This window comes from Gilliamella sp. Pas-s27 (assembly GCF_009795865.1).
In the GTDB taxonomy this organism is placed as follows: domain Bacteria; phylum Pseudomonadota; class Gammaproteobacteria; order Enterobacterales; family Orbaceae; genus Gilliamella.
Window position 1 is genome coordinate 35,064 of record NZ_WTEW01000013.1, and the last position, 24,577, is coordinate 59,640.

22 protein-coding genes are annotated in these 24,577 nt (G+C 35.7%); 4 read left to right on the plus strand and 18 right to left on the minus strand.

The genetic code is table 11. The annotated features are described in order from the left end of the window. Positions 1–312: 312 nt before the first annotated feature. Entirely contained in the window at positions 313–1,581 is a 1,269-nt protein-coding gene (locus GQ589_RS06440; protein WP_202113769.1) for a uracil-xanthine permease family protein, read from the minus strand. A gap of 93 nt (positions 1,582–1,674) precedes the next feature. Beyond that, entirely contained in the window at positions 1,675–2,301 is a 627-nt protein-coding gene (gene upp / locus GQ589_RS06445) for a uracil phosphoribosyltransferase (RefSeq protein WP_160401131.1), read from the minus strand. Between the two features lie 246 nt (positions 2,302–2,547). Here upp and GQ589_RS06450 point away from each other — a divergent pair, with 246 nt between their 5' ends. Both GQ589_RS06450 and GQ589_RS06455 read left to right on the plus strand, forming a co-directional pair. Continuing rightward, positions 2,548–2,856: a DUF805 domain-containing protein gene (locus GQ589_RS06450; protein WP_370519422.1), complete on the plus strand. Its 309-nt coding sequence runs from the start codon at positions 2,548–2,550 to the stop codon at positions 2,854–2,856. A 371-nt stretch (positions 2,857–3,227) separates the two neighbouring features. Beyond that, positions 3,228–3,578 (plus strand): DUF805 domain-containing protein, encoded by a 351-nt coding sequence (locus GQ589_RS06455; protein WP_160425223.1) that lies wholly within the window; start codon positions 3,228–3,230, stop codon positions 3,576–3,578. Positions 3,579–3,643: 65 nt separating this feature from the next. Here GQ589_RS06455 and gntR read toward each other — a convergent pair whose 3' ends face one another. After that, positions 3,644–4,648: a gluconate operon transcriptional repressor GntR gene (gene gntR, locus GQ589_RS06460; RefSeq protein ID WP_160425225.1), complete on the minus strand. Its 1,005-nt coding sequence runs from the start codon at positions 4,646–4,648 to the stop codon at positions 3,644–3,646. Then, positions 4,645–5,334, minus strand: coding sequence for a uracil-DNA glycosylase (ung, locus tag GQ589_RS06465; RefSeq protein WP_160425227.1), 690 nt, complete (start codon positions 5,332–5,334; stop codon positions 4,645–4,647). The genes gntR and ung overlap by 4 nt, the downstream gene beginning before the upstream one ends. Positions 5,335–5,538: 204 nt before the next feature. Between ung and grcA the strand changes: the two genes are divergently transcribed. After that, positions 5,539–5,922: an autonomous glycyl radical cofactor GrcA gene (gene grcA, locus GQ589_RS06470; protein ID WP_160425229.1), complete on the plus strand. Its 384-nt coding sequence runs from the start codon at positions 5,539–5,541 to the stop codon at positions 5,920–5,922. Positions 5,923–6,159: 237 nt separating this feature from the next. On the opposite strand, the gene GQ589_RS06475 is transcribed toward grcA, so the two are convergent. The 9 genes from GQ589_RS06475 to dnaK form a co-directional block, all read right to left on the minus strand. Beyond that, the gene (locus tag GQ589_RS06475; RefSeq protein ID WP_160425231.1) at positions 6,160–7,485 is read right to left on the minus strand and encodes an MATE family efflux transporter; all 1,326 of its coding nucleotides are present in this window, start codon (positions 7,483–7,485) and stop codon (positions 6,160–6,162) included. A 3-nt stretch (positions 7,486–7,488) separates the two neighbouring features. Beyond that, positions 7,489–8,268, minus strand: coding sequence for an ABC transporter ATP-binding protein (locus GQ589_RS06480; protein ID WP_160401137.1), 780 nt, complete (start codon positions 8,266–8,268; stop codon positions 7,489–7,491). After that, complete coding sequence (locus GQ589_RS06485; RefSeq protein WP_160401138.1) at positions 8,269–9,135, minus strand: ABC transporter ATP-binding protein; 867 nt, start codon at positions 9,133–9,135, stop codon at positions 8,269–8,271. Further along, a complete protein-coding gene (gene opp1C / locus GQ589_RS06490; RefSeq protein ID WP_160401139.1) occupies positions 9,132–9,962 on the minus strand; it encodes a nickel/cobalt ABC transporter permease in 831 nt (276 codons plus the stop codon). The genes GQ589_RS06485 and opp1C overlap by 4 nt, the downstream gene beginning before the upstream one ends. Beyond that, positions 9,959–10,903 (minus strand): nickel/cobalt ABC transporter permease, encoded by a 945-nt coding sequence (gene opp1B / locus GQ589_RS06495; RefSeq protein ID WP_160401140.1) that lies wholly within the window; start codon positions 10,901–10,903, stop codon positions 9,959–9,961. Before opp1B ends, opp1C begins: the two co-directional genes overlap by 4 nt. Positions 10,904–10,929: 26 nt before the next feature. Next, a complete protein-coding gene (gene nikA, locus GQ589_RS06500; RefSeq protein WP_202112562.1) occupies positions 10,930–12,495 on the minus strand; it encodes a nickel ABC transporter substrate-binding protein in 1,566 nt (521 codons plus the stop codon). Positions 12,496–12,710: 215 nt separating this feature from the next. Then, complete coding sequence (gene nikA / locus GQ589_RS06505) at positions 12,711–14,276, minus strand: nickel ABC transporter substrate-binding protein (RefSeq protein ID WP_160425233.1); 1,566 nt, start codon at positions 14,274–14,276, stop codon at positions 12,711–12,713. A gap of 377 nt (positions 14,277–14,653) precedes the next feature. Continuing rightward, positions 14,654–15,787, minus strand: coding sequence for a molecular chaperone DnaJ (dnaJ, locus tag GQ589_RS06510; protein WP_160412600.1), 1,134 nt, complete (start codon positions 15,785–15,787; stop codon positions 14,654–14,656). Between the two features lie 128 nt (positions 15,788–15,915). Next, positions 15,916–17,835 carry a molecular chaperone DnaK gene (gene dnaK / locus GQ589_RS06515; RefSeq protein WP_160412597.1) on the minus strand — a complete coding sequence of 640 codons (1,920 nt, stop codon included), beginning with the start codon at positions 17,833–17,835 and terminating at the stop codon, positions 15,916–15,918. 229 nt (positions 17,836–18,064) lie between these two features. Here dnaK and satP point away from each other — a divergent pair, with 229 nt between their 5' ends. Then, positions 18,065–18,643 carry an acetate uptake transporter gene (satP, locus tag GQ589_RS06520; RefSeq protein WP_160425235.1) on the plus strand — a complete coding sequence of 193 codons (579 nt, stop codon included), beginning with the start codon at positions 18,065–18,067 and terminating at the stop codon, positions 18,641–18,643. A 73-nt stretch (positions 18,644–18,716) separates the two neighbouring features. On the opposite strand, the gene asnB is transcribed toward satP, so the two are convergent. The 5 genes from asnB to gltX form a co-directional block, all read right to left on the minus strand. Continuing rightward, positions 18,717–20,390, minus strand: a complete 1,674-nt coding sequence (asnB, locus tag GQ589_RS06525; RefSeq protein ID WP_160401152.1) for an asparagine synthase B — start codon at positions 20,388–20,390, stop codon at positions 18,717–18,719. 163 nt (positions 20,391–20,553) lie between these two features. After that, complete coding sequence (locus tag GQ589_RS06530; RefSeq protein ID WP_160412595.1) at positions 20,554–20,898, minus strand: YdbL family protein; 345 nt, start codon at positions 20,896–20,898, stop codon at positions 20,554–20,556. A gap of 102 nt (positions 20,899–21,000) precedes the next feature. Continuing rightward, positions 21,001–21,186, minus strand: coding sequence for a YnbE family lipoprotein (locus GQ589_RS06535; protein ID WP_160401154.1), 186 nt, complete (start codon positions 21,184–21,186; stop codon positions 21,001–21,003). A gap of 11 nt (positions 21,187–21,197) precedes the next feature. After that, positions 21,198–22,871, minus strand: a complete 1,674-nt coding sequence (locus GQ589_RS06540) for a YdbH domain-containing protein (RefSeq protein WP_160425237.1) — start codon at positions 22,869–22,871, stop codon at positions 21,198–21,200. Positions 22,872–22,949: 78 nt separating this feature from the next. Beyond that, positions 22,950–24,374, minus strand: a complete 1,425-nt coding sequence (gene gltX / locus GQ589_RS06545) for a glutamate--tRNA ligase (RefSeq protein ID WP_160425238.1) — start codon at positions 24,372–24,374, stop codon at positions 22,950–22,952. Positions 24,375–24,577 lie beyond the last annotated feature (203 nt).

Sequence of the window (24,577 nt, forward strand, 5' to 3'; positions counted from 1 at the left end):
CTAAAAACACACTTATTTTTTGATAAGTGTGTTTTTATACTCAAACACATACTTTCCTGAAATTGTTTTAACAAACAACTAATTATTTTTTAGATCATGTTCTTGTAAAAAATATTCAGGAGTCTGTACCGTTTCGTGATTTATTATTAATTTACAGCAGTTATTTGTTAAAACAGGCATAACTACCATTCAATTAAAAATACAGAAAACTGACTTACCCTAAACAAATGGCAAAGCCAAAAAGTGACAGGTTAATACAGTGATATTATCAATATCGTTGGCTATAAAAATAACCAACGATATATAAGGAATTTAATGAGTATTAGTCGACTTTTCTTGATGAGGTAAGATCAGGTTTAATACAATGGCTAAAATTCCACACAAGCTTATACCTTGTAATGCATATGATCCAAAGTCAAAAATCATACCACCAATACCAAACACCAAAACTAGTGAAACAATACACATATTACGTGATACAGACAGATCGACTTTATGTTTGATTAAAATATTAATACCTACTGATGCAATAGAGCCAAATAGCAACACCATAATACCGCCCATAACCACCGTTGGAATTGAACTTAAAAATGCACCAATCTTACCAACAAAAGACATTAAAATAGCCCAAACCGCTGCCCATGTCATTACGCGAGTTTTAAAATTTCGGGTTAAGGTTACAGCGCCAATTACTTCAGCATAAGTAATACAAGGTGGTCCACCAAAAAGGCCGGCAACCGAAGTTGCAAATCCATCACCTAATAATGTGCGTTGCAAACCGGGATCACGAGTATAATCTTTACCCGTTACCGAACCAATCGCCATAATATCACCTACATGCTCAATGGTTGGTGCAATAACAATTGGAATCATATATAAAATTGCTTGCCAATGAAACTCAGGAAACGTGAAATCGGGTACTTTAAACCATGGTGCGTCAATAATTGGCTGGAAATTGACAATACCAAACACACAAGAGAGCGTATATCCAACTACAATACCCGCAATAATAGGTAATAATTTTAAAAACCCTTTTGCCCAAATTGCCACAATTAAAGTCGTTAATAATGAACTCATGGATATTATAATTAATTGATAATTTTCGACTGGCACCTTAATATCTTTACCCATTGCCATTCCTACCGCAACAGGTGCAAGTGATAAACCAATAACCATAATAATTGGACCAGTTACAACTGGTGGTAATATACGGTCAATAATATGGCTACCATTGATTTTTACTAAAAAAGCAAAAAACATAAAAACAAAACCCGCAGCCACTAAACCGCCTAAAGTGGCAGGAACGCCCCATTGAGCAACACCAAATGAGATAGGGGCAATAAAAGCAAATGATGACGCTAAAAATACAGGAACTTTACCTTTAGTTGTCAGTTGAAATAACAACGTACCAACACCAGCAGTAAAAAGAGCAACATTCGGGTTTAATTTTGTTAAAAGGGGAACTAATACCAAAGCCCCAAAGGCGACAAATAACATCTGTGCGCCGGTAAAAATATCTTGCCATGAATGCTTATGCTGTGATGTTATATTTTTTGTTTTATCTGTTGTGACGTTGTTCACATCTCGCCTCTCTTACTTAACTAAGTTTGTTATCTAACTTGCTTGATTTACAAGCATAAAAAAACCGGATAAACCGGTCTAAAAATTGAGATTTTATTTTGTGCCGAAGATTTTGTCTCCTGCATCGCCAAGTCCTGGCAATATATAACCTTTTTCGTTCAATCTTTCATCAATCGATGCGGTATAAAGTTCAACGTCAGGATGCGCTTTTTCTAATACCTTGATACCTTCTGGCGCAGCCACTAACACTAATACCTTAATATTTTTACAACCTGCTTTTTTAAGCAAATCAATGGTTGCCACCATTGACCCACCAGTTGCTAACATTGGATCAACAACTAAAGCCATTCGCTCTTCAATATCCGAGGTTAGTTTTTGGAAATAAGGAACTGGTTCAAGCGTTTCTTCGTTACGATAAAACCCCACAACACTAATACGCGCACTTGGAATATGCTCAAGCACACCATCCATCATACCTAAACCCGCACGCAAAATAGGCACAACCGTAATTTTTTTACCTTTAATTTGTTCAACTTCAACAGGTCCACACCAACCATTTATGGTGACTTTTTCGGTAGGAAGATCCGCTGTGGCTTCATACGTTAATAAACTGCCAACTTCACTGGCAAGATCGCGGAAGTCTTTGGTGCTAATATCGTGTTCACGCATTAGACCAATTTTATGACGGACGAGGGGATGTTTAACTTCAACTATTTTCATGGGGGGAACCTCAGTGTTATTTTCTATAATCTGTTAGTTGGTATAAATAACCACTGAGCGGTAATTCTAGCATAGATACCCACTTTATGAAAACATGAAATCAACAGGTTTATCGACAGTGTAAATATTAGTAAAAATATCAACAATAAAAATCAGTTTAATTTTCGTTTTATTTTCATTAGAATCGTTGTCAGTTATTAAATAAAAAGGGATAGGGAATGAATTGGTTTTATTGATTGTATTACAATAAATTATGCAAATTTTAATGGGCGCGCTTGCCGTAAAGAATATTGGATATTCTCTTCGATCTATATTGTTCTAATTATTTTGATGATAATTATTGATAATATGATGAAAAATAACCTCGTTTTAACTTTGAGCTTGGTGTTGACTTTATTTGTTCCTCATTTCGCAGTTACAGTACGCCGTTTGCATGATGTTGATAAACCGGGTCGGTACTTTTGGACTGCAACACCTTATACGCTATTAAAACTTATGTGTACCGATTCAACTCCGGGCTCTAACCAATATGGCGAAAACCCTAAAGGGATGTAGTTTGTTAATTAGCCTAGTCACCAAGCTACCAGCTTCACTGGCAAAAGTCTTTTTAGTGCTAATATCTTATTCACGCATTAAACCAATTTTATGACGAACGAGGGGATGTTTAACTTCAACTATTTTCATGGGGGGAATCTCAGTGTTATTTTCTATAATCTGTTAGTTGGTATAAATAACCACTGAACGGTGGTTCTAGCATAGTTATCACTTTATAAAAACCTGAAATCAACAGGTTTATCGGCAATGTAAATATTGTTAAAAAAATAAAAATTTAACAATAAAAATAAGTTTTATTTTTGTTTTTTTTTCATTAGAATAACCATCCCAATAATTTACTTCAGTAATTAATTTAAATAAGGAATATAGGAATGAATTGGTTTATTGATTGCGTTACAAAAAATTATGTAAATTTTAACGGTCGAGCTCGTCGTAAAGAATATTGGATGTTCGTTTTATTCAGTGTTATTTTAACTACTATTGCAATATTCATTGATCAAATGATCGGAAGTCCCTTCGCTATAACCGCTATCTTAACGTTGGCATTACTCCTTCCTAATTTAGCTGTCACTGTACGCCGCTTACATGATATAAGTAAATCAGGTTGGTGGATTTTGTTACAATTTATTCCATACGTTGGCGGTATTATTATATTTGTATTCTGCTTACTGGATTCAACACCTGGCAGTAACCAATACGGTGAAAACCCTAAAGGGTTATAATTTACTAATAACCTTATCACTAAACATGGTAAGGTTAAATCATTATCAACATTATCTCCTACCTTTTAAATACTTTCTCCATCTAAATACTCAACCTGCAAATCAATCACTTTTTGCTCTACTTTTTCACCATTAATTCGTTTTAATAACAGTTCTGCGGCAATTTTCCCCATCTCAATTCTTGGTGTATGGATAGAAGCTAATTTGGGATTCATATATTGGCCAATTTCATGCCCATGAAACCCCACAATCGCAATCTGCTTAGGGATCTCAATCCCCATTCGCTGACACTCAAGCAACACACCTAAAGCCAAATCATCATTAGTACTAAAAATACCATCAACACAAGGAAACTCTTTCAAAATTTGACGCAAAAATCGAGCCCCCAACTCATAAGACGAAGCTTCGCGCGTGGCTAGTGTACGAGGTGTCAATCCAGCTTCTTGCATAGCCTTTTCATAACCTTGTTGACGAATAAGACTACGCTGATCTTGTCTTGCACTAAAATAGACAATATTTCGGCGACCTTTATCTATCATTTTATCAATCATATTCTTGGTTGCAGTAAAATTATCAAATCCGACAGCCATATCAATACAAGGTGAAACACTGTCCATAATCTCAACCACTGGCACGCCAGCCATTTCGATCATTTTTAATGTTGCAGGGGTATGTGTTCTTTCGGTTAAAATCAATCCATCAATATTATATGAAAGCAACGAACGCAAACGGGACTCTTCTTTTTCTGCGCTGTATCCAGTATGGGTAATCATGGTTTGATATCCGCTAGCATCAGTCACCATTTCAATACCTTTTAAAATATCGGCAAAAACTTGATTAGTTAAAGAAGGAAACACAACCCCGATGGCATTACTTTTTGCATTAGACAACATATCAGGTGCTTTATTAGGAATATAACCAAGCTCATCAATCGCAGCTGAAATTTGTAATTGAAGAGGTTTAGACACCAAATTGGGATCACGCAAAAAACGACTTACCGTCATTTTACTAATCCCAATTAAATTAGCGATCTCTTGCAAACTTGTTCGACGTTTTTTATTCCCACTCATTTATGATCTTCCGGTAGTTTTGGTTGCCAATCAATGGGTGTTTTACCTTGTTGCACAATAATATCATTTGCTTTAGAAAAGTGCTTACAACCCAAAAAGCCCCGATGTGCAGACAACGGTGACGGATGCACAGAGGTCAAAACATGATGTTTTTGCCGATTAATAAATTGCCCTTTTTTTTGTGCAGGCGATCCCCACAACAAAAAAACAACGCCTTCAAGATACTGATCAATTGTCGCAATAACATGATCGGTAAAGGTTTCCCAACCAATTTTAGCGTGAGAATGCGCTTGCCCTGCTTCAACCGTTAGTACATTATTTAACAACAACACACCTTGAGTCGCCCAAGAAGCTAAATAACCATGAGAAGGCATCTCAAAACCATCAATATCTGTTGATAGCTCTTTATAAATATTCAATAACGATGGTGGTGGTTTAACACCCGGTAACACAGAAAAAGATAAACCATGAGCCTGATTAGGACCATGATACGGATCCTGACCAATAATAACCACTTTAATATTATCAAATGGCGTAAAACGAAACGCATTAAAAACATCATGCTGAGGAGGATAAATAACTTTGCCATTGGCTCGCTCTGAAGCCACAAATTGCATTATTTGTTGAAAATAGGGCTTTTCTTTTTCACCCCCGATAACATCATGCCAAGTTAAATTTGTCGTCATATTTTATACCACTTATTGATAATGCCTATATTGCTTAGCAAAAGCTAATTTAGCTTAAGACATAATAACCCAACAAAAGCAAAAATTAAAACTAAAGGTATTACTTATCGAATCAATAGCTTTTTTTGACTTTAATCAAATTTTTAAAGTGCTATATTAACCTTAGTTATTTTAGGGCAATAAAGCCCGTTAGGAGGATTTAAAATGATTACAGGTATCCAAATTACTAAAGCAAACAACGTTGCACTTCTTAACTCTTTTTGGTTATTAGATGACACAACTAAAGAAGCTCGTTGTGTTGCAGCTAAATCAGTTTATAAAGAAGACCAAATTATCCCAACTGCAGAACTTGGTCAATTCGAATATCGTGAAGTACCATTAGACGTTGCACCAACTATTAAAGTTGAAGGTGGTCAACATTTAAACGTTAACGTTCTTCGTCGTGAAACTTTAGAAGACGCTGTTCAACATCCAGAAAAATACCCACAATTAACTATTCGTGTTTCTGGATATGCAGTACGTTTTAACTCACTAACTGCTGAACAACAACGCGACGTTATTGCTCGTACATTCACAACTAAAATCTAATTAGTTGATTTAAATAAAAAAGCCCAGCAAAAGCTGGCTTTTTTATGGCGTTTTCGGAAAAATCGCCAAAAAAAACTTAAATAAAATCAATACCTTTCCTGACCAATTTTTGACGAAAAATATTATTAATAAAAAACAAAAATAGATGGCATTTGTGTCTTTAAGTTTTGTTACTTACACTTAATTTGATATTAACATACGCAATAGCTAAACCTATTGCGTATTTGTTAGATGACTTTAAAACATAATATTATTTTTGGATTTTTTAATCCAGATGACTAAAAAGAGTGTTCTCCCTGCGCTAAATAAAATATAAGAGAGCCATAACCCATGATTGCCCCAAATGGGTACAAATAGATATTGTGCAATGAACCATAGCAATAGCGCTAAAATCATTGAGTCACGAATAGACGATGTATAGCTAATTCCCGAAAATACGCCATAATAAATAAGCCCGCCAGCAACCACAATAGGGAATACAATAAGCCAGTATTGATATTCAGTACATAGGTTAATAATGTCGGTTTGATTAGTGAGCAACCGAATAATCATTGAATCAAATCCCAACCAAATCGCTATCAAAACAACAGGACAAATAAGGCATGATAGCAATGACCAACGTAGTGTTTGATTGTATAACGTGATGTCTTTTGTTCCTTTAGCTTTACCACTAAAAACACTCGATGCATTGGCAAAACCATCAAATAAGTAAGCCATTAAATAGTGGATTTGAAATAAAACCGCATTAGCGGCTAATACTTCAGTATTAAAACGAGAGCCAATCGAGATAAAATGGTTGGTAACAATAAGTAAACAGATAGTTCGAATCATTAAATTGGTATTAACTAAAATTACCCCTTTTAAAGATTGCCAAGATAATATGGCTTTGAAATCTGTTTTTTGCTCGGTTTTGGGTAGATAGGCATAAATAAACCAAATGCCCAATAGTGTACAGATGATTTGTGCACTAAGCGTAGCAAAAGCGACACCTTGAATATCAAAATGAAAACCCCAAACAAACGTGGCAGCCATAACAATGTTAAGTAAATTGATTAATACTTGCAAAAACAAAACCGCTTTTATTTTTGCCATGCCCATTAACCAACCCACTAAAACATAATTGATTAAAACAAAAGGTGCCCCCCAAATTAGAATAGTAAAATAGGTGTGGGCGTGGTGTTTTACTTCTTCATTTGGTTTTATAAGTTGCATGGCGGTATTAAATATTAGGCTTTGAAAAATAATAAAAACAATACCTAATAAAATGGCAATAAAAAGCGGACGAATAAGCGAGGATCTTAATAAAATAGGATCATCTAATGCTTGCGCTGAAAACCCTGTGGTGCTGACTCGTAAAAAGCCAAATAGCCAATAAATAGTATTAAAAATCACGGTGCCCACAGCAATACCCGCAATAAAGGCAGGATTAGGTAAGTGACCAACTAAAGCAGTATCAACCACGCCAAGCAATGGCGTTGTGATTGTTGAAATAATAAAGGGGATAACTAGCGCAAGGTAGTCTTTAAAATGGTATTGTTTGTTTGAATTTGAAGATGAGGTCATAATCTAAAATCCTAAAATAGATTCAAGAAGTTGTTTAGAATAAGGGTGATTGATTTGGCTTAATTGAGAAATATTATCTACCTGCTCAACAATTTGTCCTTGATAAAAAAAGATTACCTTATCGCACAAATAAGTGATGGTCGTTAAATCATGAGTGATAAAAATCGTGGTCAGGTTTAGCTGTTTTTGTAAATCGGCAAGTAAAGATAAAATTTGAGTTTGTACTGATATATCTAACGAACTGACTGCTTCGTCAAATAGAATAAATTTAGGTGAGCAAGCAATCGCCCGTGCAATACAAATCCGTTGCAATTGACCGCCACTCATTTCATGAGGAAAGCGGTGATAAAAAGAGTGATCTAACCCGACTTGTTCTAACAGTGCATCAATTCGTTTTTGACGTTCTTTGGTTGATATTTTTTCATAAATATCAATAGGTTCAGCAATAATTTCAGCGGTAGTAAAATAAGGGTTAACTGATGCATTATAGTCTTGAAATACGGCACTAATATCACGCCGCATTGATGATTTTCGCCAAATGCGTTGAGATGTATCAAATCCATTAAAGTAAATGTTTCCACTATCTGGCTTTTCAAGCCCTAAAATCAGTTTACCTAGGGTACTTTTACCACTGCCACTTTCCCCAATAATCCCCAAACACTGACCTTGATATAATGAAAACGAGACATCATTAATTACCGATATTTTTTTGCGACCAAGTAAGCCTTGATTGGGTTGTAAAAACGATTTTTTTACATGCTCAAGTTGTAATAACGGTGGCATTTAGATTGTCTCCGAATTAGGTGTCATATAATTGGGTTGAACAACACAATTAAATTTGGCTAATAATTGCTTACGAGCATTAATTAAATATTGAGTATAATCATTTTTAGAATGATAAAAAATATGATCTCGACTTCCTTGTTCCACAATGGTCCCTTTGTTCATTACCAAAATGTGATCGGCTATATGGTGAATAACGCCTAAATCATGTGAGATAAATATCATGGATGTTTTGGATTGTTGTTTAATTTGTTCAAATATTTTTAGAATATGAAATTGGCTAATTGAATCTAATGCAGTTGTTGGTTCATCGGCAATAATTAGCTCGGGTTCAAGCATCAGAGCAATACCAATCATTATTCGTTGTAGCATACCACCACTTAACTGGTGAGGGTATCGATTATAAATTTGTTTAGGATTATCAAGACCGATATCTGTTAGCATATTAAGCGTTTTAGTTACGGCTTGATTTTTAGTGGTTGGTTGATGAGCCAATAGCGTTTCAACAACTTGTTTACCAACACAGTAAAGCGGATCAAAAGCACTCATTGGGTGCTGTAAAATGACCGAAATCACATTACCACGAATGAAACGTAATGTTTCGTTGTTTTGTTTTAACAAATCGCCATTTTGTTGTAACTTAAGTCGTGTTTTTTGGGGTGAAAACAGGATTTGCCCTTGAACTGAAAAATAAGGTTCTAACAACCCCATAATCGCTTTGCATGTTAAGCTTTTGCCACTACCACTTTCACCAACAATACCTAAACATTGATGATGCTTTAGATGAAATGAAATATTATTTAATAGTGGCTTGCAGTTATCTAGTGTTACGGTGAGATTGTTAACTGTAAGCAATGTGTCACTCATGCTGTTTTTTCCTTTGGATCTAAAATATCTCGCAAACAATCCCCTAGCATATTAAATGCAGCAACCACAATCAAAATAGCCATCCCCGGAAAGACCATTTGCATCGGGTGCTGAATCATTACGTTTTTGGCTTCGCTTAACATCAATCCCCATTCTGCGGTGGGTGCTTGTACACCTAATCCAATAAAAGAAAGTGCCGAAATGTTTAAAATGACCCACCCTGTATCGAGTGTAGCAAGCACAACAAGTTCAGACATTATATTCGGTAGCAAGTGGCGCCGAATAATAAAAAAATGAGGAGCACCAATTGTGCGTGAGAAAAGAATATAGTTTTTACGGCTATACTTGATTACAGAACTACGAATCATTCGGCTATACCAAGCCCATTTGACAACAATATTAGCAATAATTACGTTTTCAATACCCACCCCAAGCACGCCGACAATGGCTAGTATCATTACCTGACTTGGAAAAGAAAGCATGATATCGCAAAGGCGCATAATACATTCATCAAGTTTACCTCTTTTATAGCCTGAAATAAGCCCAATGATCGTTCCAATAACAATTGTTATTGCCATGGTCAATATCGACAAAAATAGCGTTGAGCGAATGCCATAAAGTAACCGAGAAAAGATATCCCGACCTAAATGATCACAACCAAACCAATGCTGAGCAGAAACCGATGCATATTTGCGCACAATGCGAACTTTATTTGGATCAAATGGAGCAATATAAGGGGCTAAAATACCTAAAACAATAATCACACCAATAATCGTTAAACAGCATAATGCTATTTTATTTTTGAACAGTTGCTTAAGTTGGTTCATGAAAGGCTACCACTCTCTTTTAATCGTGGATCAAGTAATAGGTGTAAAACATCCACAATAAAATTACAAACAACAAATAAAATAGCCATCAATAAGATATAAGCTTGAATAACAGGGTAATCTCGATTCATTATTGCAGAAATACACAACCGCCCAAGCCCTGGCCAAGAAAATATATACTCAACAACAAACGAACCCGCAATTAATTGCGGAATGGTCATACCTAATGCGGTGATGGTGGTTTGTAATGAATTGACTAACACATGTTTTAAAATAATTGTGCGTTCTTTTAACCCACGACTACGAGCATAAAAAATAAAATAATTATGCATGTTTTCAATCATGTTATTACGAATAAAGCGAATGTAAGTAGAAATATATACAAACGATAATGTCATTGTAGGTAAAACTAAGTTTTGCCAAGAACCATAACCATTAGTTGGCAATAGATCAAGATAATTGGCAAATAACCAAATAAATAATAACCCAAGCCAATAGCTTGGCATCGCTGTACCTAAGAAGATAATGATACGCAAAATCCGATCAAACGCAGAATTAGCAAAAATGGCGCAGAGTATGCCAAAAACTAAACTAATAATAAGGGTAAAAACAAAGGACGATGTAGCTAAAATAAGTGTTGGTTTTAAACTGCGGATCATCTCATCCCAAACAAATCTGTCTCGATGAGTAAATGAGCGACCAAAATCGAGATGAAAGACGTTATACAGCCAGTTAAAATAACGATACCAAAAAGGTTCATTTAAACCAAGCTCTTGGCGCATACTTTCAATGGCTTCAGGCGTTGGCATAATTTCGTTTAGGCGTAATGCAACTTCGGCAGGATCTGAAGGTGCTAAATTAATCAGTAAAAATGCGATAAATGAGATACCGATAAGAATCGGTATCATCATAATTAGACGTTTGAAAATATAATTTAACATTATTATTAAATAATAAAATCAACAAATTAATAGTGCATTTTATCGAATGGAATATCAAATTGCGACGGCGCAAATTCAATGCCTTTTAGTGACTTAATAGCAATCGCGCGGTTACGTTCATAAGTTAAAGGAATGTATACCGCTTCGTTATGAAGCGTTTCCAGTACATAACGATAAAGCGCTTGTCGCTCTTGTTCATCCGTCGAAATAAGCGCTTTGCTAATACTTGCATCAATTTTAGCCTTTTCTGCTAAGCCTTGCTGAGCAATATAATCACCATAAACAGGCAACTTCATGCCAGATAAGAAAGACTGCGGATCATAAGGCATCCCCCACGAAATATCAAAAACCATATCAAAATCACCGGCTTTTTGGCGATCGCGATACCCTTGCTCTTCTTCACCGTGAATATTCAATTTTAAACCAACTTGTTCAAATTCATCTTGCATATATTGAGCAATGGTTTTTTGCGAAGCTGTGTTGCTATCATAGTAAAGGGTGATTTCGAACGGTTTACCTTCTTTTTGACGATATTGCTCACCATCCACTTTAACCCAACCCGCTTTATCAAGTAGTTGTGCTGCTAATTTTGTGTCGTACTGATAGGGTTTTAGTCCAATATTGGCATAAGGAATATTGGTTGCCATTAAGGTATCGGCTGGCGCTTCACTACCATTAAAAATACCTTCAGAAACATCTTTTTTACTGATGATATGCTCAATAGCTCGGCGCACATTGGCATCGTTAAGTTGTGGTCTTGTTGTATTCATCAAAACCATTCGGCTTGAAACAGGTTTTGACATTAATGTTTGAAACTTATCCATTTTAGCAAATCGTTCATACGAATCAGCATCGACCATATTTTTACCGTAAATAAGATCAATTTCACCTTTTTCAAGCGCCATCAAACGGCTTTGGTTATCAGCGATCACTTTCATTGTGACTTTTTTAATTTGCGGTTTTGTGCCCCAGTAGTTAGGGTTTTCATTAAAAATAGCATACTGATCTTTTTTATGATCGCCTAAAATATAAGGACCTGTACCAATATAAGATTTAACGCCATTTTTAGTTTCGCCATCAATCATAGAATTTGGTGAAATAAAGCGCATTGGTCTTGTAACGGCAATTTCAATCAAGAATGGGTAATAAGGTTCTGATAGGTTAACTTGTAAAGTATAATCATCTACAGCTTTGATTTCGGTAATTAGGCGTACCATTTCAAGCCAAGTATGGCGTACTTTATTTGACAGCACGGCATCCCAGTTTAGCTTTGCGCTATGGGCATCAAATTTAGCACCATCACTAAAAGTGACATCTTTTCTTAACTTAAACGTATACGTTTTGCCGTTGTTAGTAATAGTCCAGCTTTCAGCCAGCCAAGGCGAAAAGGTACCATCCTCGTTGTAATGAACCAGCGACTCATAAAGCATATTTTGCGCCCACATTTCGCCACCATAAAGGTGTGGATTCAAATCACGAATATCACGAAAGTTTGCAAAAGTAATATCATCTTTAGCAAAACAGTTAAGACTCATGGTTGTTAAAAGCAAAGCAATGAATAAACGTTTTATACAGCTAAAATTAAAATGCATACAAAATCCATTAATTATCATTATCAAAGCTAAAATAGTAGCATAAACACAAATGATAATAAATATCATTTGATTGCTCTAACAAAAAAACATCTTAAAAATCATCATGATTAAAATGATAAATTGGAGCTAGTGAAAATTGAATAAATGATGATACCAATAAGAGTTAGTATCATCATTAGATTTTTTATTGCTTGATAAACCAAATTAGCCAATTAAAAATGCATTTTATCAAATGGAATATCATATTGTGACGGCGCAAATTCAATGCCTTTTAATGATTTTATTGCAATTGCACGATTACGTTCGTAAGTTAAAGGAATGTATACCGCTTCGTTATGGAGCGTTTCAAATACATAATGATAAAGCGCTTGTCGCTCTTGTTCATCGGTGGAAATAAGTGCTTTGCTAATACTTGCATCAATTTTAGCCTTTTCTGCTAAGCCTTGTTGCGCCATATAGTCACCCCAGACAGGCAATTTCATTGCAGATAAAAAAGACTGCGGATCATAAGGTGTCCCCCAAGAAAGATCAAAAACCATGTCGAAATCAGCAGCTTTTTGACGATCGCGATACCCTTGCTCTTCTTCACCGTGAATATTCATTTTTAACCCCATTTCTTCAAATTCATTTTGCATGTATTGAGCAATGGTTTTTTGCGAGGCTGTGTTGCTATCATAGTAAAGAGTAATTTCGAACGGTTTCCCTTCTTTTTGACGATAATGCTCACCATCCACTTTAACCCAACCCGCTTTATCAAGTAATTGTGCTGCTAAGTTGGTATCATACTCATAAGGTTTTAACCCGATATTAGCATAAGGAATATTGGTTGCCATTAAGGTATCGGCTGGCGCTTCACTGCCATTAAAAATACCTTCTGAAATATCTTTTTTACTGATGATATGCTCAATGGCTCGGCGCACATTGGCATCTTTAAGTTGTGGTCTTGTTGTATTCATTAATATGATTCGGCTCGAAATTGGTTTCGACATTAATGTCTGAAACTTATCCATTTTAGTAAATCGTTCAAATGAATCGGCATCAACTACGTTTTTTCCGTAAATGAGATCAATTTCACCTTTTTCAAGCGCCATCAAACGACTTTGACCATCAGTAATCACTTTCATTGTGACCTTTTTAATTTGTGGTTTTGTGCCCCAGTAGTTAGGGTTTTCATTAAAAATAGCATACTGATCTTTTTTATGATCGCCTAAAATATAAGGACCTGTACCAATATAAGATTTAACACCATTTTTAGTTTCACCATCAATCATAGAATTTGGTGAAATAAAGCGCATTGGTCTTGTAACGGCAATTTCAATCAAGAATGGGTAGTAAGGTTCTGATAGGTTAACTTGTAAAGTATAATCATCTACGGCTTTGATTTCGGTAATTAGGCGTACCATTTCAAGCCAAGTATGGCGTACTTTATTTGACAGCACGGCATCCCAGTTTAGCTTTGCGCTATGGGCATCAAATTTAGCACCATCACTAAAAGTGACATCTTTTCTTAACTTAAACGTATACGTTTTACCGTTGTTAGTAATGGCCCAGCTTTCAGCCAGCCAAGGTGAAAAGGTACCATCTTCATTATAATGAATAAGTGACTCAAAAATCATATTTTGTGCCCACATTTCGCCAGAATAAAGGTGAGGATTTAAATCACGAATATCGCGTGAATTGGCAAAAGTAATATCATCCTTAGCAAAACAATTAATACTCATGGTTGTTAAGAATAAGACTATGAGTAAAGATTTTATACGACTAAAATTAAAATACATGCAACCCCCATTGATCAATAATTATCAAGCTAAAAATAGTAACACAGTCAAAAATGATAATAAATATCATTCAACTTTTAAGTTCAATAAAACTAATGATGTATTGGTTATTTAAATGTTTGTTATCAAGGGAGACTATTTGTGGCTTTTATGATTTGTAAAATATCAGCGTCTTGCTATATTTTATAGAACTATTTGATTTTAATAAAAACAAAAACTTCAATAAAATCAACACCTTTCCTGACCAATTTTTATAGAAATTTTTTATTAGCTAAAAGAATTTAATTTAGTGTGACAGAGAGAAGAATTTTAATGTTTAGCGGGTATGCAGTTGAACAATTTATTTTCCTGTTCAACCGCACTATAGCTATATCAAGTTAACCAAAAAACTTTTTCACTTTGTCAAAAAAGCTTTTTTCCTTGGGGCTGTGTTTAGCATTTTTATCGGCTTTGAAACTTTCGCCTAGCTCTTTGAGTAACTCTTTTTGTTTATTGGTTAAGTTCACTGGCGTTTCAACCACAATATGGCAATAAAGATCCCCAACGGCACTATTTCGTACTGATTTAATACCTTTTCCTCTTAAGCGGAACATTTTACCTGTTTGGGTTTCTGCTGGAATAGTCAAGCTAACTTTACCATTTAAGGTTGGCACTTCCACTTCACCGCCAAGCGATGCCAATACGATGTTAATTGGAATTTCGCAATGTAAATTCGTGCCATCACGTTCAAAAATAGCATGTGATTTCACTTGTACTTGTACATATAAATCACCTGCTGGCGCACCATTTAAGCCAGCTTCGCCCTCACCAGAAAGTCGAATACGGTTACCTGTATCAACACCGGCAGGAATCGTGACAGAAAGTGTTTTAGTTTTTTCGACTCTTCCTTCACCATGACATTTTTTACATGGATTTTTTACAACTTTACCACGTCCATGACAAGTTGGGCACTCTTGTTGTACTGCAAAAAAACCTTGTCGCATTTGAACAGCACCAGAGCCATGGCAAGTGTTACACGTTACAACATCAGAAGCCTTTTCTGTGCCTTGACCATGGCAAGTATTACACGTTACCCAAGTTGGGACCTTGATTTCTTTTTCAACACCTGATGCGGCTTCTTCTAGTGTTAGTGTGATATTGTATTGTAAATCTGCACCTCGAGATGATGATTGTCGGCCACCACGACCACCGCCAAAGAAATCACTGAATATATCATCAAAGGCAGAACCACCACCAAATCCGCCAAAACCTCCAAATCCACCGGCACCCGCACCATGACCTTGTTCAAAAGCGGCGTGGCCATATTGATCATAAGCCGCTTTCTTTTGTGGATCAGTTAGAATTTCATAAGCTTCTTTGACTTCTTTAAATTTTGCTTCGGCTTCGGCTTTATTATCCTGATTTTTGTCAGGGTGATATTTCATTGCTAGGCGCTTATAGGCTTTTTTTATCTCACTTTCACTGGCATTTTTGCTTACGCCTAATGTCTCATAATAATCTTTCTTCGCCATAATTAACCTTTATTTTTATCTCTTTTCATAAACAACTAAACGGGCTTGAGGTGACCTCGTGCCCGTTTAATGTGTTATATGTTTAACATTTGTTGAAATAACGCATTAAAAAACATATTAATTAATGATTATTTTTTATCTTCATCAACTTCTTTGAAGTCAGCATCAACAACGTCATCTTCTGCTGCTGTGTTTCCACCTGCAGATTGACCCGCACCTTGGCTTGCTTGAGCTTGTTGTTGTGCTAATTCAAGCAATTTTTTAGACGCTTCCATTAACGCATTAATTTTTGCTTCAATTTCGGCTTTGTCTTCACCACGAGCGGCAACCTCTAAAGCACTTACTGCATCTTCAATGGCTTTTTTGTCGTCAGCTGATAACTGATCACCTGCTTCAGTCACTTGTTTACGAGTTGAGTGAACAAGGTGGTCTGCTTGGTTACGAATTTGAGCTAGTTCTTCAAACTTACGGTCTGCATCAGCGTTAGCTTCCGCATCATTAACCATTTTTTGAATTTCTTCTTCACTTAAACCTGATGAAGCCTTAATAGTAATATTTTGTTCACGACCCGTGTTTTTGTCTTTCGCTGATACATGTAAGATACCATCAGCGTCAATATCGAAAGTCACTTCAATTTGTGGCATACCACGAGGTGCTGCTTGAATGCCATCTAGGTTGAATTGACCTAGCGATTTGTTATCACTGGCACGTTTACGTTCACCTTGTAATACGTGGATCGTTACCGCTGATTGGTTGTCTTCAGCTGTTGAGAACACTTGACTATGTTTTGTCGGGATAGTTGTGTTTTTCTCAATTAAGGCTGTCATAACGCCACCCATGGTTTCAATACCTAATGATAATGGGGTTACATCAAGTAATAAAACATCTTTTACATCACCACCGAGCACACCACCTTGTACAGCTGCACCAACGGCAACGGCTTCGTCTGGGTTTACATCTTTACGTGGTTCTTTACCAAAGAAGTCAGCAACGGCTTTTTGTACCATTGGCATACGAGTTTGACCACCAACTAAGATAACATCTTTGATATCAGATACAGAAAGTCCAGCATCTTGTAATGCAGTTTTAACTGGGTCCATTGAGCGTTTTACTAAATCTTCAACTAAAGATTCCAGTTTAGCGCGAGTCACTTTAATATTAAGATGTTTTGGACCACTAGCATCGGCAGTGATATAAGGTAAATTAATATCAGTTTGTTGTGCTGATGATAATTCGATTTTCGCCTTTTCAGCTGCTTCTTTTAAGCGTTGCATTGCAAGTGGATCATTTTTCAAATCAAAGTTTTGTTCACGTTTAAATTCGTCAACTAAATAATTGATTAAGCGTGAATCAAAATCTTCACCACCTAAGTGAGTATCACCATTTGTTGCGAGTACTTCAAATGTTTTTTCGCCATCAACATCATCTATTTCGATAATAGAAATATCAAATGTACCACCACCAAGGTCATACACAGCAATAGTGCGATTACCCACATCTTTATCTAAACCATAAGCAAGTGCTGCAGCTGTTGGTTCGTTGATAATACGTTTAACTTCTAAACCCGCAATACGACCAGCATCTTTTGTTGCTTGACGTTGTGCATCGTTAAAGTAAGCAGGAACAGTAATAACCGCTTCAGTTACTGCTTCGCCAAGGTAATCCTCTGCTGTTTTTTTCATTTTCTTTAAAACTTCAGCTGAGATTTGTGGTGGAGCAATTTTTTGTCCTTTAACATCAACCCATGCATCGCCGTTGTCTGCTTTTACAATTTTATACGGCATAATACCAACATCACGTTGTACTTCAGCGTCTTCATAACGACGTCCAATTAAACGTTTAATCGCAAATAATGTATTTTGTGGATTGGTTACTGCTTGACGTTTTGCTGGTTGACCAACTAAGATTTCACCATCTTGTGTGTAAGCAATGATGGAAGGAGTTGTACGATCACCCTCTGCGTTTTCTAATACTTTTGCTTGACCGTTGTCCATTACAGCAACACATGAATTTGTTGTACCTAAATCAATACCAATAATTTTACCCATAATCTATTCTCCTCAAAACCTGTATTTTATTTCTTATATATAGGTCTTAAATATTAATTTTCAAGCCCTTAAATTCCACAAGAAATGTTTTTGTTTTCACATAAATGGGAACGTTATTGTTAATATCAAGGGGAACAAAAAAATAATTTTCTTAAATCTTGATTATAGCCTTTTCAACACTTATCATTGCCGCTCTTTTTCATTATCAAAATTAATTTATAGGATCTTTATGGAACAAGCAAAACTTGCAAATCCAGGCCCTCTTGGTTTGATGGGATTTGGTATGACAACAATTTTATTAAATATTCATAATGCAGGATTTTTCCCGGTTATGACGGCGATTGCATCAATGGGTATTTTTTATGGTGGTCTTGCTCAAGTGATTGCAGGTATTCTAGAGTTTAGAAAAGGCAATACCTTTGGTACAACAGCATTTACCTCTTATGGTTTCTTTTGGATTGCGTTAGTGGGTATTTGGTATTTACCAACTTCACCGGCAACAGCACCAACTGATGCGACTTTTGTTGGTATTTTCCTTGCCTTATGGGGTATTTTTACTAGCTTTATGTTTATTGGTACGCTAAAAGGAAATCGTGCTTTACAATTTGTTTTTGCTAGTTTGACAGTGTTATTTGCTTTATTAGCTATTGGTAATATTTCTGGTAACCATGGTATTATCCATATCGCTGGTTTTGAAGGTATTATTTGTGGCGCAAGTGCTATTTATCTTGCCATGGCAGAAGTACTTAATGAACAATACGGACGTACTATTTTACCAATTGGTGCACCTAAAGGCGCTTCGCATTAATTAATTTACCTAACTGAATTTTTAATAATAAAAAACGGGGTTAATCCCCGTTTTTTATTAGGCAATAAGCCAATTATTTTTTATAAGCATCATTATGCACACCTACTGCCGCACGTCCAGATGGGTCATTTAGGTTTTTGAACGATTCATCCCATTCAATTGCTTTAGCGGTAGAACAAGCAACAGTTGGACCACCTGGAACACAATGTGCAGCACTTTCGACAGGGAATAATTCGTCAAAAATTTCACGATACATATAGGCTTCTTTTGAAGTTGGCGTATTGTATGGGAAGCGGAATTTGGCGTTTTCTAATTGTTGGTCGGTAATTTTACTTTCCGCAATCTCTTTTAATGTATCAATCCAACTGTAACCCACACCATCAGAAAATTGCTCTTTTTGACGCCAAACAACTGATGCAGGTAAGTAAGATTCAAATGCTTCACGAACAATATGCTTTTCCATTTTACCATTGCTGCCACACATTTTATCTTTTGGATTAATACGCATAGCAACATCTAGGAATTTTTTATCAAGGAATGGAACTCGAGCTTCCACACCCCATGCCGCCATCGCTTTATTTGCACGCGCACAATCATACATATGTAACGCTGCTAATTTGCGTACAGTTTCTTCATGGAATTCCTTGGCATTTGGGGCTTTGTGGAAATAGAGGTAGCCACCAAACACTTCGTCAGCACCCTCACCAGAAAGCACCATTTTAATACCCATCGCTTTAATCTTACGAGCCATTAAATACATTGGTGTTGAAGCCCTGATGGTGGTGACATCATAAGTTTCAATGAAATAAATCACATCACGAATTGCATCAATACCTTCTTGAATGGTAAAGTTAATTTCGTGATGAACTGTACCTAGATGATCGGCGACCGCTTGTGCAGCTTTAAGATCAGGTGCACCTTTTAAACCGACAGCAAACGAATGCAACTGTGGCCACCATGCTTCTGATTTTTCATGATCTTCAACACGGCGCGCTGAGAATTTTTTAGTAATGGCTGAAATAACCGAAGAATCAAGGCCACCGGATAATAAAACGCCATAAGGCACGTCAGACATTAAATGACTTTTTACTGACTCTTCTAACGCAACGCGAAGCTCATTGATATCAGTTTTGTTATCTTTAACGTTGTCATAATCCATCCAGTCACGTTTGTAGTAGGTTTTGATTTCACCTTCAGTACTAGATAGGTAACACCCAGGAGGGAATGCCTCAATTGTTTTACAAACAGGGACTAAAGCTTTCATTTCAGATGCAACATAAAATGTGCCGTTTTCATCATGACCAGTATACATTGGAATAATACCAATATGGTCACGACCAATAAAATAGGTACCTTTGTTGATATCATAAAGGATAAATGCAAACATACCTTGTAATTCATCAAGACAGTCTATACCCTTTTCTTGATATAAAGCTAGAATCACTTCACAGTCAGATCCTGTTTGAAATTCATAACGATCTTTGTACTGATTTCGGAGTTCTTGATGATTATAAATTTCGCCATTTACTGCTAAAACTAATGTTTTATCTTTATTATAAAGCGGCTGAGATCCTGTATTAACATCTACAATTGATAAACGTTCATGAGCAAGAATAGCTTTATCAGAAGCAAAAATACCAGACCAATCAGGACCACGATGACGTTGTAGGCATGATAGCTCTAATGCTTTTGTTCGTAGTTGTTCTGGATCTGATTTAATATCAAGAATACCTAAAATCGAACACATTGATTTTCTCCATTTTAAATCGCATAAGCGATACTGTTACAAGTAAAAACTAATTAGATAAAAATTTCATACCATTTTTTATTTTTATTCAATCTAAAAAATATTATGAATAAATATTTAAACAAACAGCATACACATTATTAATACACAATAAAAGCGTTAATTATTTTTTTAACCATTGACCTTGTCGCTTGATATATTGCCCTGTTGGGGTCTTTTCTTGCGCTTTAATGCCTGCTTTTTTTTCTACTTCACTTAAAGGAACATTACTTTCGACTGATACTTTTTGATACTGTTCTTTACGGGCCTGATTAATAAGCTGTGCAATTTCGGTAGCATTACCTTCGTTTTTTACTACACCTAAATAGCCATCAGCTTGTTCACCAACAATACCTTGCGCTTTAGCTTGGCTTAATGAACCCATCGCTTGTTCTAGATTTAATGCAAATGCAGAAAAGGATAAAACAGTTGATAATAATGCTATTATTGCTTTTTTAGAGACAGTCATAATAAACTCCTTAATAAGTACATCATATTTTATTAATTTAAATATGAATAACAAAAATTTTTAATACCGAGTATTTTGTGTTACACAATCAAACCGATCAATCTAATATAATCCTGATTTATTGATGATATTATCTAACGCTTTATCAACCTTAATATTAATTTCATGGTCTATTTTAACATTCAAATTGATATTAATCGGTTCGCTCGGTGCTTGAACTTTGACAGTAGGTGAACATCCAAGTAACGTTCCTACTAATACCATCATTACCATAACATTTCGTACCATAAAATAACCTCTTATTTTGAAGATTTCCTTTTTAAATGTGCTTCAATACGTTTACGAATAGGTTCACTAACTTGATCAGATAGCTGTAAACTCATAAGTAATTTAGTGATATTTTCTTCAAGATTGATATTTAAATTAACTGCTTTGCCATTTTCAACATCTAAATTGCTTCCTTGAATATTTAATCCTAGTTTGGCAATGTCATTGGCATAATCGACAGTTCCTGATAGTTTAGTATAATGAAAATTTTTAATAATATCAGCGAGTATTTTCATGTTTGGGTTACTTTGTACGTAACTTTTAAGCGCTGAGTTTTCAAATTGTAAATATCCATCTTGAGTGGTAGTTAATTGACCTTTTTTTATAACCGGCTCGATGATTGTGCCACCTTTTTTCTTGTTAGCCAATAATGTAATCGGTAAGTTACCATCGATCGCGCCACTGCCAGCTAACCCTTCTGCTGGATATTGAGTAAAGATATCTTTTAATTGTATCTGTTTTATCTTTAAATTTAATTGTTGAGGTAATTTCGCCAAATTCAACTTGCTTTTATCAAGAAAAATAAGACCAGAAAAAATACTCGCTTGGGCTTTAGTCCAGCTAATGATTCCTTTATCGGGGGCATTAATTGAAGCAAAATAGTCCCCAGCTAATTTGATCTTTTCAAGAGATAACCCCATGTTGACTTCTTGTATATTCAACGCTGGACTCGAAATAGTAAACTGATTATTCTTCACAACAAAATTAATATTACCTGTCGCAGATTTTATTTCGCTGGTTTTATAAATACCATTGAGTTTATTAATAACAAGCTGTGTTGTGGCAGATAATTGATTGTTGTCAAATGGAATGGCCGATTCAACTTGAAAGGTTAAATTCCCAGATGAATTAGCTAAGATAAGATCATCAGAAAAATTCGCTTTAGCTAAACTAATAGAGGCATTATCTAAACTGGATAAACTTAACCGTTTACGGTTAATCCAACCACTGAAAGGTAAAATTAGTTGCCCATTTTCAATACCAAATTGGTTTACCGTTGTGGTAAAAAGTCCATTTTGTATATCAATACGTGGCTCTGTTGTATTAACAGTTGTATTAACAGTTGTATTAACAGTTGTATTAACTGTCGTATTAAATTGTAAATTAGCCGACAGTTTTGCAACATATTGGCTATTAGTTGACATGACCAACTGTATTACATCTTGTTGTTTGGTGATATCAATTTTTACGTTAAATTGCTCGTTATTTTGTGAATAAAACTTTAACGAATCAACATGAATTTTTGATGGTAACCAGTAAAGTATCGTCGAAATGGATGACGCATCATCACCAGCTTGGTCAATGTCCTGATTAAGGTTTTGATCACGCGTTTCAGCCACTTCTTTTTGAGTAGTATCTATGACTGTTTTATCGTCTGATTGCCAGTAAATATCCAGTTCATCGGCCGATAACAGTGACAATGAAATCAGTAAATTTTTTGCTGTTAGTGAGTATTGCGATGGTTGAGAAACAGTTATTTCATCAATAGATAAGCCATCAAAGCTCACACTGATGCCATGCCAATCTGTCGATAGATGATATTTATCCTTAAATGATAGCCAATATTGCCATACACATAAGCTCAATAACATAATGAGGAGTACAATACTGAGTAAAATCCAATAGCGTTTTTTTAAGCGAGCCATATCTAAACTCTCAACTAAGCAAAGGACGGGTATTGCCGGATTACTGTATTATCCGGCAATAAAATGATACTGCTCTTATTACGCTTGTTCTCGTTGGGCAATATAAGCTAGTGCTTTATCAATTCGAACAAGTGTGCGGGCTTTACCAACTGCAAAAACAGTAGCATCAACCGATGGAGACTGTCCGATACCTGTTACCGCAACACGCAATGGCATTCCTATTTTACCCATACCAATATTAAGCTCGGCTGCTGTTGCCTCAATAGCATGGTGAATTTTATCAATTTGCCAATCAAAATGAGCAATAGCTTCAATTTTTGCTCTAATTGTTTCTAATGGCTCTTTGGCAACTGGGCGTAAATGTTTTTTAGCTGCATCGGCGTCAAAATCATCAAAATCTTGATAGCAATAAGAACATGATTCGGCTATCTCTTTAAGCGTTTTACAACGCTCACCAAATAACTTAATGATAGTAATCAGATCTGGACCTTTTGCTAAATCATAACCTTGCTGATTCATGTGCCAAACTAAATGTTGAGCCACATAATCTGCATCTAAATGATTAATATAATGGTGATTTAACCAAAGTAGTTTTTCGGTATTAAAGGCACTTGCTGATTTACTCACGGCATCTAATGAAAAATAGCTAATCATTTCAGGAACAGAAAATATTTCTTGATCACCATGAGACCATCCTAAACGAACCAAATAATTAAGCAATGCTTCAGGTAAATAACCATCATCACGGTATTGCATTACACTAACCGCCCCATGACGTTTAGATAATTTTTGCCCATCATCACCTAAAATCATTGATACATGTCCATATTCAGGCAATGGTGCACCTAAGGCTTTTAAGATATTAATTTGACGAGGTGTATTATTAATATGATCCTCGCCACGAATTACATGAGTAATTTCCATATCCCAATCATCGACAACAACGCAAAAATTATAAGTTGGCGAACCATCAGTACGACGAATGATAAGATCATCAAGCTCTTTATTAGCGATTTCAATCGGCCCACGAATTAAATCATTGAAAATCACAACACCATCAATTGGATTAGCAAACCGTACAACATGAGGCTCATTATGTGAGTGCTGTTTTTGTACAGCATCACAACGACAATGCCCATCGTAACGAGCTTTTTCGCCTTTCGCCATTTGTTCTTCACGCAATTTTTCAAGACGATCTTTGGAACAGTAACAACGATAAGCAGTACCTTTAGCTAACATTTCATCAATGACTTGATTATAGCGATCGAAACGTTTAGTTTGATAATAAGGTCCTTCATCCCATGATAATTTTAACCAATTCATCCCTTCCATGATTGCCTCAATTGCTTCAGGCGTTGAACGTTCAAGATCAGTATCTTCAATGCGAAGTACAAACGAGCCTTTTGCATGACGAGTATATAACCAAGAATAAAGTGCAGTTCGTGCACCGCCTACATGCAAATAGCCAGTTGGACTAGGCGCAAAACGGGTTTTAATTTTCATGAAATAATCCTAATAAAAACAGAAACGAGGCTGATACCGCAAAGCAGTGATTTGCGCTCCTTTTTAATTCGACAATATTAATCAACAGAATAACATTTTGATATTCATTCATTTTAGTTGCTTATTCTAACATGCCTAAAGGTTTCGGCAATAGTTCGATTCATGTTAGAAAGTTAATATATAATTTGTAAAAAAATTCAGAA